General features: G+C 38.2%; 11 protein-coding genes and 2 tRNA genes. 5 read left to right on the plus strand and 8 right to left on the minus strand.

Features of this window, described 5'->3' with window-relative positions; translation table 11 throughout:
* Positions 1 to 48: 48 nt before the first annotated feature.
* From I9192_RS05655 to pyrC, 6 genes are all read right to left on the minus strand, one after another.
* Positions 49 to 1,479 carry an amino acid permease gene (locus I9192_RS05655; RefSeq protein WP_004828467.1) on the minus strand — a complete coding sequence of 477 codons (1,431 nt, stop codon included), beginning with the start codon at positions 1,477 to 1,479 and terminating at the stop codon, positions 49 to 51.
* A 334-nt stretch (positions 1,480 to 1,813) separates the two neighbouring features.
* A tRNA-Glu gene (locus tag I9192_RS05660) sits at positions 1,814 to 1,889 on the minus strand.
* A gap of 333 nt (positions 1,890 to 2,222) precedes the next feature.
* Complete coding sequence (locus tag I9192_RS05665) at positions 2,223 to 3,650, minus strand: amino acid permease (RefSeq protein ID WP_004828469.1); 1,428 nt, start codon at positions 3,648 to 3,650, stop codon at positions 2,223 to 2,225.
* A gap of 146 nt (positions 3,651 to 3,796) precedes the next feature.
* A tRNA-Glu gene (locus I9192_RS05670) sits at positions 3,797 to 3,872 on the minus strand.
* Positions 3,873 to 3,892: 20 nt separating this feature from the next.
* Positions 3,893 to 4,552, minus strand: coding sequence for a ribonuclease T (rnt, locus tag I9192_RS05675; protein WP_005030644.1), 660 nt, complete (start codon positions 4,550 to 4,552; stop codon positions 3,893 to 3,895).
* Positions 4,537 to 5,571 carry a dihydroorotase gene (pyrC, locus tag I9192_RS05680; protein WP_042086700.1) on the minus strand — a complete coding sequence of 345 codons (1,035 nt, stop codon included), beginning with the start codon at positions 5,569 to 5,571 and terminating at the stop codon, positions 4,537 to 4,539. The genes rnt and pyrC overlap by 16 nt, the downstream gene beginning before the upstream one ends.
* A gap of 518 nt (positions 5,572 to 6,089) precedes the next feature.
* Here pyrC and I9192_RS05685 point away from each other — a divergent pair.
* The 3 genes from I9192_RS05685 (at position 6,090) to I9192_RS05695 (ending at position 8,271) form a co-directional block, all read left to right on the plus strand.
* Positions 6,090 to 7,121, plus strand: coding sequence for a L,D-transpeptidase family protein (locus tag I9192_RS05685; protein ID WP_042086698.1), 1,032 nt, complete (start codon positions 6,090 to 6,092; stop codon positions 7,119 to 7,121).
* A gap of 161 nt (positions 7,122 to 7,282) precedes the next feature.
* Positions 7,283 to 7,864: a DUF4112 domain-containing protein gene (locus I9192_RS05690; protein WP_005030639.1), complete on the plus strand. Its 582-nt coding sequence runs from the start codon at positions 7,283 to 7,285 to the stop codon at positions 7,862 to 7,864.
* A gap of 53 nt (positions 7,865 to 7,917) precedes the next feature.
* A complete protein-coding gene (locus tag I9192_RS05695) occupies positions 7,918 to 8,271 on the plus strand; it encodes a bleomycin resistance protein (RefSeq protein ID WP_200150183.1) in 354 nt (117 codons plus the stop codon).
* Positions 8,272 to 8,393: 122 nt separating this feature from the next.
* Here I9192_RS05695 and htpX read toward each other — a convergent pair whose 3' ends face one another.
* Together htpX and I9192_RS05705 are read right to left on the minus strand one after the other, a co-directional pair.
* Positions 8,394 to 9,299, minus strand: a complete 906-nt coding sequence (gene htpX, locus I9192_RS05700; RefSeq protein ID WP_004828480.1) for a protease HtpX — start codon at positions 9,297 to 9,299, stop codon at positions 8,394 to 8,396.
* Positions 9,300 to 9,642: 343 nt separating this feature from the next.
* Complete coding sequence (locus I9192_RS05705; RefSeq protein WP_199993852.1) at positions 9,643 to 10,518, minus strand: lytic transglycosylase domain-containing protein; 876 nt, start codon at positions 10,516 to 10,518, stop codon at positions 9,643 to 9,645.
* Between the two features lie 507 nt (positions 10,519 to 11,025).
* Here I9192_RS05705 and ttcA point away from each other — a divergent pair.
* Together ttcA and I9192_RS05715 are read left to right on the plus strand one after the other, a co-directional pair.
* A complete protein-coding gene (gene ttcA / locus I9192_RS05710) occupies positions 11,026 to 11,934 on the plus strand; it encodes a tRNA 2-thiocytidine(32) synthetase TtcA (protein ID WP_005030632.1) in 909 nt (302 codons plus the stop codon).
* Between the two features lie 225 nt (positions 11,935 to 12,159).
* Positions 12,160 to 12,543: an SCP2 sterol-binding domain-containing protein gene (locus I9192_RS05715; RefSeq protein ID WP_004828485.1), complete on the plus strand. Its 384-nt coding sequence runs from the start codon at positions 12,160 to 12,162 to the stop codon at positions 12,541 to 12,543.
* Positions 12,544 to 12,685: the final 142 nt, after the last annotated feature.

Raw genomic sequence — 12,685 nt, forward strand, 5'->3', positions numbered from 1 at the left:
TGTAGCAATTGCCACACTTTTGATTTGAAAAATAGAAACGGTTTTTATTTAAGACTGCGAATCATGCTGAGATTTGTATAAGAAGGCATAACTGATATAACAAATAGCAATAAAGATTAAACAACAGATAAAACCGACCACCATTTCAGGATCAAACACCATACTAATACAGGTAATTAAGCAGAATACAAAACCCAAAATGGGTACGATCGGAAACAAAGGTGCGGCAAAACCTAACTCCGCTTTACTATGACCCTGTTTATACCATTGGCGTCTAAAATTAAATTGGCTCAGACAAATACTCATCCACACCACAACCATTGTGAAAGCAGCAACACCCAATAGATTTTTAAAAATGGTTTCAGGTGCAAATTGTTCTGAAAGTAAGCCCGGCAGTGCGCCAAACATCGTTACAATCACTGCGATGTAAGGGATGCCACGCGCATTAACTCTTGAGAATATTGCTGGAAGTTGTTTTTTTGCTGACAGTGACCACATCATACGTGAGGCAGCAAATAGTCCTGAATTCGCCGCAGACAACAATGCAGTGATGATTACAAAGCGAATGATATCTTCTGCATAAGGAATACCGATATGATCAAATACGGTAACGAAAGGACTACTACTTACGCCCTCAGCATGTAGTCCTGCCATTTGATGTGGCAATAATGCACTGATCACAATGATGGTACCGACAAAGAAAATCAACAAGCGCCAAATTGCCGTATTGATGGCTTTAGGTACATTCTTGGCAGGATCTTCAGTTTCTCCTGCAGCAACACCAATTAACTCTGTCCCAGAAAAGGCAAAGTTAACAATCAACATCGTGGTAAAGATCGGGAATAAGCCTTGTGGAAACCAACCTTCAGCGGTTAAATTGCTAAATAAGGGTGCTTCATGGTGTCCTTGATAATTGAGTAGACCAAAAATCGCCAGCAAACCAAAAAGAATGAATGCAATAACGGTAATCACTTTTACCAGTGATAGCCAAAACTCAGATTCGGCAAACCATTTGGTTGAGCTCATATTTAAGCCAAACACAATTGCTGCAAAAATCAGTGTCCATAACCACATCGAAATATGTGGAAACCATTCTTGCATCAATAAAGCGGCTGCGGTGAACTCTGTACCTAGAGTTGCTGACCATGTCAGCCAATATAACCACGTGACGGTATAGCCTGTACCTGGACCAATATAGCGTTGGGCATAAGTACCAAATGAGCCAGACTCAGGCATATGTACAGCGAGTTCACCTAAGCAAAGCATCACCATATATGCAATCACACCGCCCAAAATATAAGAGAGGATGGCACCAATCGGACCTGTTTGTGAAATGACTTCACCAGATCCCAAAAAAAGCCCTGTACCAATTGCACCACCAAGCGAAATCATCACCAAGTGACGAGTACTCATTGCTCGTTTGAGTGGTGAGGAATTAGATGATACTTGAGCATCATTTTGAATTGGTGATGACGGCATAAGCTTCTAATGGAAATAAAACAAGAAGCGCGCTATTTTAGTCCAATTGCGAAATAGTGCAATGACTGAGTGGTTTTAATCGGCAATAATCCAGAATATAAATTTTCACTATTTTTTATTTTCACTAATTAATTATTTAAATCAAAAACTTATATTTAATATTGCTCGCGTTATTTTAATAAATGAAAGCTCAATTGTTCAACAAAACGCTAAAAAAGATAGCCAAGTTACTGCGGTGTTTTTGACCATTTAAACGATACAGATATAAAAAAACCTGAGTCATATTGCTCAGGCATTTTTATGAGAAGTTTCATATAAGAAACAGACTCGAATATGGCGACCCTACGGGGATTCGAACCCCGGTTACCGCCGTGAAAGGGCGATGTCCTAGGCCTCTAGACGATAGGGTCGTGATGAGGTGATGCGTATATTAATAACAAACAGTACTTTTGTCAAAACAGATTTATGGAAAAATATGCTAACTGGTGAATCCTTCAGCAATTATTATTCTTTCAGCATGCAATTTAATCAATAACGTATTGGATTGGTTTTGACGATTAAAATTGTGATGACGTTAAAATTAAAAAAATCAAAATTCACGATCTATGGATAGACAATCATATGGATTGAATTCTGGGTGCATCCATCATTGTTGAATCTCATAGATACCATAATAATGCTGACTTTTAGCTTGATCACAAGCACCTATTTAAGTACGGGTGCTTGATAAGCTCAGGAATGAATTAATTTTTCTGATGATACAGACCATAATAGGTCACATAACAGATCGCCATAAAGAGCAAGCATCCAATAAAGCCTGAAAGCATTTCAGGGTCGGCTGCCATACTTAAGCCTGTTGCGGTACAGGTGATAAAACCTAAGATAGGTACAAGTGGATACCAAGGTGTCTTAAATTTCAAATCAGCTAAGGTCTTTCCACTAGCAAGCCATTTGCGACGGAAATTAAATTGACTCCAGCAAATACTCATCCATACGATGACCATGGTAAATGCAGCCACGCCTAATAAGTTTTTGAAAATTACATCAGCACCGAACTGTTCTGATAATAACCCGGGTAAGCCTCCAATCATGGTCACTAAAATGGCGATCACAGGCGTACCTGATTTGGTCAATTTAGAAAAAATACGTGGTAATTGTTTTTGAACTGAGAGTGCCCACATCATACGAGAAGCAGCGTAGAGTCCAGAGTTTGCCGTAGACAAGAGTGCCGTGATAATCACGAAACGCATGATGTCTTCTGCATAAGGAATACCGATTAAATTAAATACCGATACAAATGGACTATTACTAATACCTTCACCATGTACGGCAAGTCCAGCATCTTGATAGGGTAATAATGAGCTAATCACAATAATGGTGCCGACAAAGAAAATCATCAAACGCCAGACGGCAGCATGAATTGCTTTCGGTACATTTTTTTCAGGATTTTCTGTTTCGCCTGCTGCGATACCGATCATTTCTGTGCCATTAAATGCAAAGTTAACGATCAGCATGGTGGCAAAGATTGGAAATAGTCCATTGGGCAGCCAACCATGCGAGGTTAAGTTACTGAATAAAGGTGCAGATTCATAGCCATGAAATGGAATTAAACCAAATATCGCTGCCAAGCCTAACAGAATGAAGACCAAAACCGTTGCCACTTTGACGAAGGACAACCAGAATTCAGACTCTGCAAAAAAACGAGTAGAAGTGAGGTTGGAAATCAGTACCGCGATAATGAAGATTAAGGTCCATAGCCAGATGGAGGTGGTTGGAAACCATTCCTGCATCAGCATCGCAGCGGCAGTAAACTCCGTACCTAATGTTGCAGACCAGCCTAACCAGTACATCCATGAGACCATATAACCTGTACCGGGACCAATATTTTTGGCAGCAAATGCACCAAAAGATCCTGTTACGGGTTGATTCACTGCCAATTCACCTAAACATAGCATGACCATGTATGCAATTAAGCCACCGATGATATAGGAAATCACAGCACCAATCGGACCTGCTTGAGCGATGACTTCGCCTGAACTTAAAAATAAACCTGTGCCGATAGCACCACCTAGAGACAGCATAATCAGGTGTCGTTTGGTCATGGATCTTTTTAAGACAAAAGACTGTCCATCAGCATTGAGATGCTGATTCGATTGATCGGGAGATTGCATATTTGATGTAACTGAGAATGCTAAATCAATATTTTAGATTAAAATGTGAAAATTCACAAAATAAAATGAAATAACTAGGCGTAAAGTATAAGAAAAAAATTGAAATGACTAAAACTAAGTAATGGTATTGCGAAGGAGAGAAAATATGGCGACCCTACGGGGATTCGAACCCCGGTTACCGCCGTGAAAGGGCGATGTCCTAGGCCTCTAGACGATAGGGTCGTTTAGAAGATGGCGCTATCTTATTGATCCGCCATCAAAGTGTCAAGTAAGTGAGGAGCGAGTTTGTTCAAAATATAGCAGAACAGTTCAGCCGTCTTCTGTGTATCATACAATGCTGAGTGTGCTTCTCGACCATCAAATTCAATTCCAGCTTGAATACATGATTTTGCCAATACCGTCTGACCAAACATCACTGCACTCAATGTGACCGTATCAAAGACTGAAAAGCTATGAAATGGATTTTGATTTTTTGTCCCTGTACGAGCAATCGCCGCTTTTAAAAAACCTAAATCAAAATGAGCATTGTGTCCAACCAAGACTGCATGCGTACAATTTTGTTGACGACGCACGTCATTCACTGCTTTAAAAATACGCTTAAGAGCTGTTTTCTCATCTTCAGCCATCGCCATACGCATAGGATTAAATGGATCAATACCAATGAAATCTAATGAACGACGATCTAAATTTGCACCTTCGAAGGGGTTGATATGTGCATGATGTGCTTCACCAGGAACAAATTTGCCTTCAGCATCATACACAATCGGGATGCATGCTATTTCTAGCAATGCATCAGTATCTGCATTAAAACCTGCTGTTTCTACATCAACAACGACGGGTAAAAAGCCACGAAATCGTTGTCCAATCACAGGTAATGTTTCAGTTGTCACACCTTTCTCCATTGGATGGTTTTTCCGGCATAAAGTGGAATAATCTGTTCACCATCCAAATAATCTAAACTTTCAGGGATTACCTGTTCTTCTTTGACAAGAGTAATCGTATTTGTATTGCGAGGCAAACCATAGAAGTCTGCACCAAAGAGACTGGCAAAACCTTCAAGACGTTCGATTTTGTTCACTTGATCAAAAGCTTGTGCATACAGTTCAATTGCAGTTGGAGCACTGTAACAACCCGCACAGCCACATGCATTTTCTTTGGCATTTTTAGAGTGTGGCGCACTATCTGTACCCAAGAAAAACTTAGGATTTCCGCTAGTTGCAACTTCTAACAATGTCTGTTGATGCGTTTGACGTTTTAAAATCGGTAAGCAATAGAAATGCGGTTTAACCCCACCGACCAGCATGTCATTACGGTTAAATAATAAGTGTTGTGGGGTAATGGTTGCTGCAACATTACGATCTTGTTCGAGTACAAAATGTGCTGCTTCACTGGTGGTAATATGTTCTAAAACTAATTTTAATTTTGGAAATTGCTTTAATAAAGGTGAAAGCACTTCATCTAAAAAGCGTTTTTCACGATCAAAAATATCCACATGATGATGAGTCACTTCACCATGTAACAGTAAAGGAACTTGATGTTCTTCTAGTTGCTCGATCACTGCATAAACTTTACGAATGTCGCTAACGCCATTATCCGAATTGGTGGTAGCACCAGCAGGATAAAGTTTAATGGCATTTACATATTGAGACTCTTTGATTTTACGAACTTCGTCTGGCGAAGTATGGTCAGTAAAATACAGTACCATACGTGGGTCAAAATTTAGACCTGCAGGTACATGTGCCATAATACGATCGCGATAAGCATTGGCTTCATCTACAGTTTTTACAGGTGGAACCAAGTTCGGCATACAAATCGCGCGGGAAAATTGTTTGGCGAGATCTGGAACTGTACGCTTTAAAGCAAGTCCATCACGGAGATGGGCATGCCAGTCATCGGGCTGAAGCAATGTGATCGTATTCAAGGCAATTCTGACTTACAAAATAAATGAGATGATAATCTATAACAGTTTAAAATGATAACAGCTATTTCTAATCAATAATTCAAATTAAATGATTAAAAACAAATCTAAAGTCTATATTTTGCACATCTCGGTCATAGACTTGTCATGATAAAATGCTAACCCTAATGAAATAAAATTGTACCTCAAAACTTCGTTAAAATTTTCAATTGGTTAATTTTAATTCTTTTTTGAAAAGAGAATTTAAAAACTGAAATAGTCAGCCTGTGCTATTGCATATTTTACTTAAAAAACGATAATGAAGTCATACAAAGCTAAACTGATAATACACATTATTTGAACAGGGTTAATGAATATACGGTTGACTTTATAAAATAAGTTCTAAATTTTTGATGTGAAAATGATCAATAAGCTTTATTAAAATGAAATTTAGGGTATTCAATTAATATTCTTCATGTATCTGATATTACATGGTTTATTAGAGAAATGAATGATAAAATTAAGTAGATAGCGAGTTTTATATGGGCAAGTTTCTGCCAAGTCTTATCTGTATACTATGTCTGACTGGTTTAAGTATTCAAAGCCAAACATTTGCCAAACAAAATGTGAAAAGCGAAAAAAACCAAGAAGCCATTAAAGCGGATTCAAAACAAGATTGGTCATTAAATAGTATCAATAATGCCACTTGGTCAACCAATCTGGGGCGAGGGCAGTTTCCTGCCTATGCGCGCGCGCAAGTGATGTTAAATAATCTGCATGCATCACCGGGACCGATTGATGCTAAGAGTGGTAAAAATTTCTTAAAAGCCATTGCTGCTTATCAACAAATTAAAGGGTTACCGATTAGTGGTGAACTGGATAAGCTAACGTGGGACAGTTTGTTAAAAAATCAAACAACTGCGGCATTTGGTACTTATCAAATTACCGCTCAAGACCTGAAAGGTCCTTATGCTAAATCGATTCCACGAAATTATGCTCTGCAAGCTAAGATGCCGGGGCTTTACTATACCCGTGTAACTGAAATGCTCGGTGAGAAATTTCATATTGATGAGGATTTCTTAAAGCAAATTAACCCATATGCTAACTTTAAGAAAGTTGGTGAAACGCTCAATGTTCCAATTGTTCGCAATGACTTACCTCAAGATGTTGCGCTAATTATTGCACATAAGCCGGCGCGCCAACTGTATTTATATAATCATTTAAATCAAATGATTGCTTCATTCCCTGCCACGATTGGCGGGTCAGGGACACCGTCTCCCAAAGGGACGCATAAAGTGGTAAAAGTTGCACCAAATCCAGTGTATGGATATAACCCGAAAAACTTTGTACAAGGTAGCAATCGCCAGAAATTGGCTCTGCCACCTGGTCCAAATGGTCCCGTTGGTAATATGTGGATTGCCTTAAGCAAACCGACCTTTGGGATTCATGGAACTCCAAATCCATCATTAATCTCGAAGACGGCATCGCATGGCTGTATTCGTCTCACCAACTGGGATGCCAATGACTTGGGGCGTAAAGTTCAACCTGGAACTGTGGTGAAATTTTTAGATTAAAGTCCACGATGTTGTTTAAAAGCGATCTATGCCGTGGGGTATAGGTCGCTTTTTTATCTAATTGTTAGCGATTTATTGCTGTATATCAAAAATATACACAACATCATGTATAGATTGGCTATGATGCAACAATTAACTATTGTTAGAAGAACGTCATCTTTATGGGTACAGAAAAAAAATTATCTACTCAAGAAGTCATTAAACTGGAACGTGATTTGGCGAAGTTTGCCAATATGATGGATTCAGTGGTGCGTATTCCCTTTACCAAACAAGGTGTGGGAGCTGATGCTGCATTAAGTACTATTCCAATCGCAGGTGATGTCGCGGGATTTATTTTAACCTGTTATGCGGTGTATAAAGCCAAGCAGATTGGTGTACCTCAAGCCAAGTTGAATGGTGTGTTAAAACTTGCAATCATGGATGGTATTGTCGGCTGTATCCCTATTGCGGGAACATTGTTTGATATTTTTATTCGCCCGAGTCGTAAAGCTTTAGATATCGTGCATGATCATATTCAAGCAGAGTATCAGATCCATTCAGATGACCATGTTGTTCATCCGTTTTTGCATGAAAAATTAGAACAAAAGCAGCAGCATTCTGCCTTTTGGCGCAACCCTGTTGTGGCATGGATTTGGATTCATATTCCTGATATTTTGGGCTTGGTGGTATTGATATTGATTGCAATTGCCATGTGGCTGGGTGTAAATATGTTGTGGGATTGGTATCAGAGCTATAAAACCTAACAGCACTGCTTAAACTGATTTGAACATTCATAGATGCACTGACAGAGGTGATCATGCAAGATTATATTTCGGCAAACCTTCCTGCGATTGATTTTGATCATACTCGTAAGTTTTATGCATTCTTGGGTTTTCAATGTGATTATCAGTCTGACCAGTGGATGATTTTAACCAAATACAGTTTGATTTTAGAGTTCTTCCATCATCCTCAATTGGATCCAAAAGCATCCTGGTTCAGTGCTTGTTTAAGAACGCATGTTATGCAAGATTTATTTCATTTTTGGCACGCTTTGGATTGGACACAATATCCAGATGCACGGATGAGCGAGATTCAATATTTAGAAGAAATTGATATGTTTTGTGTGGTTGACCCAAATGGTAGCCTTATTCGCTGTATTCAATTGAGTTAGTGAACTATTTCTTATTTAATCTATTTATTCCAAATAATGATTTATTCAGAAACAACAAAGCCTCCAAATTGGAGGCTTTGTTGTTTAAGGGAGAATAAGAAAGTAAATATATTAATTTACCATTAAGGTAGATTTAATTGACGTAAAGCTGCAACACGTTGTTCGATACTTGGGTGAGTTTGGAATAAAGCGGCCAAACTAAAGCCTTGTTCCTTACCTTCCGTAATTGCAAATGCTTTCATTTCTTTTGGCATTTGATCTGGCATTTCAGATTCAGCTTGTAAACGTAATAATGCTGAAATCATGGCTTCCTTACCTGCAAGCTGAGCGCCTGCTTCGTCGGCACGGTATTCACGATAGCGTGAGAACCACATCACAATCGCCGATGCCAATATGCCGAAGACAATATCAAGTACGATGGTAATAGCAAAATAAGCCAATCCAGGTGCTTCGCCATCTTCACGACCAAACACGTTACGGTCAATAAAGTCACCGACCACACGGGCAAAGAACATGACAAATGCGTTGACCACACCTTGAATCAGAGACAAAGTTACCATGTCTCCATTGGCAACGTGACCAATTTCATGGGCAAGTACAGCGCGTAATTCATCTTTATTCATTCGTTCAAGCAAACCTGTTGAAACCGATACTAACGCATCGTTTTTGTTCCAACCCGTTGCAAAAGCATTTGATTGATAAGAATGGAAAATACCAACATCTGGCATTTTAATACCAGCACGTTGAGAAAGTTGAGCAACCTCTTGTAATAACCAAACTTCTGCTTGGTTACGAGGAGCATTCGGATCAATTAATTCAGTGCCTGTTGTTTTCAGCGCCATCCACTTTGACATAAAGAGGGAAATTAAAGATCCCACCATACCAAAGACAAAACAGATGACCATCAGGTTGCCTAATTTAAGACCGCCAGCGCCGTGGTAACTACCAACACCTAATAATGATAGGATAATGCCAGCTACAACCAGTACCGCGAGGTTGGTTAGCAAAAACAAACCAATCCGCATCATGGAGAGAATCCTCTTATAAATAATCGATAATACGATTTATGCGAATAAATCATGAATTTCAATATGAGGTTTAGGAGATTAAAATTCAAGAATCATTGAAAAAACCTATACGCTGAAAAAGTAAAAAATTTCAGATATAGGGATAGTCGACCAGAAATTTATCTAAAAAATTGAGTCAGATAAAAATAAATTCTCTGTATAGGAGAAATCATAATAACTTTCAATGATTTGTTTAGAAAATGTAATTGTTCAATTTAACGACTTGATTTATACATTTGAGTCATAAATTTTACTAAATCATATCGTCGCTCATGTACCAACAAACAGCACCGACTTAAGCAAACTAATTGCCTATGGTGATCCTTGCAGTTGCACTGGCATGTGCGGTTGAATAGGATCCAGCAGGTGCATCAGTATAAGTCCCATCTGAGGCAATGATAATGGGGCGAGTATTATACTTTACAGGTTGAATGCTCGATGCATTGTTGATCGTTGGTGCAGGATCAGGATTATTTAAATCATTTGCATTATTAGACTGAGCAATGATTTGTCCAGTGCTGACATTACCATTGGTTGAGAGGTTCAAACCGCCAGCATACAAGTTGTTTAAACGACTGGTGACACGTTTTACATAGTCTTGTGTTTCACGAAATGGAGGAATGCCGCCATATTTGTCAACATTACCTTCTCCTGCATTATAGGCAGCCAAAGCTAATGTCGTATTACCATTAAATCGCTTCATTAGCCAACTTAGATATTTAGCCCCGCCAAAAATATTCTGTTGTGGATCAAATGAGTTAGACACGTTAAAGCGACGTGCGGTTGCAGGCATGAGTTGCATCAGACCTTGCGCACCTACAGGAGAGCGTGCATTTGAATTAAATCCTGATTCAGTATGCATCACAGCTTTAATTAAACCTTCGGAGACGCCATGTGTTTGAGCGGCTTGACGAATAATGCTATCAAATGCATTACGGCTTTTACTGTAACTGGGCAATACTGAGGACTCTGAACTTCCCCAATTGCTATAACTGTGAATGTTACTGTCTTTATAATAGGTCACTTTAATTTTTTGTAAGGAACTATCATTATTTTTTCGGTTGGTGAGTAGGGTCGTGCCGTTTTGATCTTTATAGAAGTAAATTTGACCTGCAAACGTTTCAGGTGCCAATGAGAACATACTCATACACCCTAAAACCGACAACACAGAACCTTTCATTCGTTTTTTCATTTGTAGTAATTAATATATTTCCCCAATTTCATTTTGGAGTTTATCAAAGTTATTGGACAAGAAAAACTATGAATTGAGTTTTAACAATACAATTAAAAAAATGCAAGTGCTATTTGTTGGCATATTAAGCAAAAAAAATTTTATATTTTTTTTGAAAAATAACTATTGACTAAGGTAATCTATTGAAAAATATATAAAAAATATAGTGGTTAAAAAATGATCAATTTAAGGAAAATGCCCATCATTGCGATAGGAATCTATGTCAAGCCCCAAAGAATCCACAATTTTATCCACAGGTTTTGTGGAAAACTGTGGAAAAGTCCAAAAGATAAGCACTTTGGATAAAAAATGAACTTTGCCGTCTATTTTAAATCGAAGAATAAGTCAGAAAGATGACCAAATAAAAATTGATGCAAAATAAAAAAATCTTTAGATGCGGTTAACGTTCAAATCAGATAAAATTGCCCAGTATTTTTTTATGGGTCAATCTCGTCTATGTTCTCGCCAGTTGAGTCCGAGCAAGGATTTAATTTCAAACCAGAACTTCCAACAAGTTCAGCTTATTATCGTCTGTTGAAAAAACTTCGCCGTCAGGTGGGTCATGCCATTCGTGACTATAAAATGATTGAGGAAGGCGATAAGGTGATGGTCTGTGTTTCTGGTGGGAAAGACAGTTACACCTTGTTGGATATTTTGTTGCAATTTAAACGCATTGCACCGATCAATTTTGATGTAGTCGCAGTCAATTTAGATCAGAAACAACCAGGTTTCCCCGAAGATGTATTACCGAAATATTTGGAAGAAAATAATATTCCTTATTATATTTTGGAAAAAGACACGTATAGCATCACTAAACGTTTAACGCCAGAAGGCAAAACCTATTGTGCTGTATGTTCACGTTTGCGTCGTGGTTCGCTTTATGGCTTTGCACAAGAAATTGGTGCAACCAAAGTAGCACTTGGACATCATCGTGATGACATCATTGCAACCTTCTTTTTGAATTTATTTCATGGTGGCAGCTTAAAAGCCATGCCTCCAAAATTATTGTCTTCAGACAAAAAGAATATTCTGATTCGCCCATTGGCATATGTTGAAGAAAAAGACATCATCAAATATGCAGAAATTCGTAAATTCCCGATTATTCCATGTAACTTGTGTGGTTCTCAGGAAAATTTACAACGTGCAATGCTGAATGACATGCTGCGTGAATGGGATAAACAATATCCAAAACGTTTACACAGTATTTTTGGTGCATTACAAAATGTTTCGCCTTCACAATTAGCAGACCGTGATTTGTTCGATTTTGAGAAATTGGATGAAGAGCGTGAATTTGATATGAAATGTGACACTGAAGAAATGAAAAAACGCTTGGATGTGGTGAATTTGAGTTTTGCGGCAGACTGATCTTTTTTGCCAATTTTTTGAACAAATCGGGTACTCATATTGAAATGAGTGCCTGATTTTAAAAAATAAAACGATAAAACCAATAAAACATGAACAGTCCGTACAAAAAACTTTAGCCCAAATTGAAATTATCATGCTATAACATTGGGCAAGCAAAACTGCTTCACCCTGATGTTGTCTGGATAGATAGCACAATAAATTGAATAAATAATTTGAGGAATGAACATGCCTGCATTTTTAACTGATGATTGGTTTGCAAATGTTGAAAAATTAACTGCTGAAGCAGGTGATTTAAACTTGCCACCAGCGCTTTCTGGTTTAGCGATTAATTTGGTTGTTGCAGATGCAGATGGCAACACAGAGCTTGCTTTGGATGGTGGTAAAATCATTAAAGGTAGTTCTGCAAATGCCAAAACGACGCTCAATATGGATGCTGAGACGCTTCGTAAAGTGTTCCTAGAGTTTGATATGGCTGCTGCGATGCAAGCGTTCATGACAGGTAAAATCAAAGTTCAAGGTGATATGTCTCAATTAATGGCATTACAAACTGCTAAGCCAAGCCAAGAACAAAAAGATTTGTTTAAGAAAGTATTAGAGCAAACTGCTTAATTTTCTTGAGACAAAAAAAAGCTTACTCCATGAGTAAGCTTTTTTTTGTCTGATCATTTCAGTCGATTGAAAAACAATCTCAACGATACTTAGATCAAACATTGATGTATGACAAAAGTTTTAAATATTAAACAGTAGCCAG

The organism is Acinetobacter bereziniae, from assembly GCF_016576965.1.
GTDB lineage: Bacteria > Pseudomonadota > Gammaproteobacteria > Pseudomonadales > Moraxellaceae > Acinetobacter > Acinetobacter bereziniae.

Coding starts and splice junctions, on each gene's coding strand:
- I9192_RS05665 (WP_004828469.1), bottom strand. CDS start 3,650: ATGCAATCTCCCGATCAATCGAATCAGCATCTCAATGCTGATGGACAG.
- ttcA (WP_005030632.1), top strand. CDS start 11,026: ATGTTCTCGCCAGTTGAGTCCGAGCAAGGATTTAATTTCAAACCAGAA.
- I9192_RS05715 (WP_004828485.1), top strand. CDS start 12,160: ATGCCTGCATTTTTAACTGATGATTGGTTTGCAAATGTTGAAAAATTA.
- I9192_RS05695 (WP_200150183.1), top strand. CDS start 7,918: ATGCAAGATTATATTTCGGCAAACCTTCCTGCGATTGATTTTGATCAT.
- rnt (WP_005030644.1), bottom strand. CDS start 4,552: ATGGAGAAAGGTGTGACAACTGAAACATTACCTGTGATTGGACAACGA.
- I9192_RS05685 (WP_042086698.1), top strand. CDS start 6,090: ATGGGCAAGTTTCTGCCAAGTCTTATCTGTATACTATGTCTGACTGGT.
- htpX (WP_004828480.1), bottom strand. CDS start 9,299: ATGATGCGGATTGGTTTGTTTTTGCTAACCAACCTCGCGGTACTGGTT.
- I9192_RS05655 (WP_004828467.1), bottom strand. CDS start 1,479: ATGCCGTCATCACCAATTCAAAATGATGCTCAAGTATCATCTAATTCC.
- I9192_RS05690 (WP_005030639.1), top strand. CDS start 7,283: ATGGGTACAGAAAAAAAATTATCTACTCAAGAAGTCATTAAACTGGAA.
- I9192_RS05705 (WP_199993852.1), bottom strand. CDS start 10,518: ATGAAAGGTTCTGTGTTGTCGGTTTTAGGGTGTATGAGTATGTTCTCA.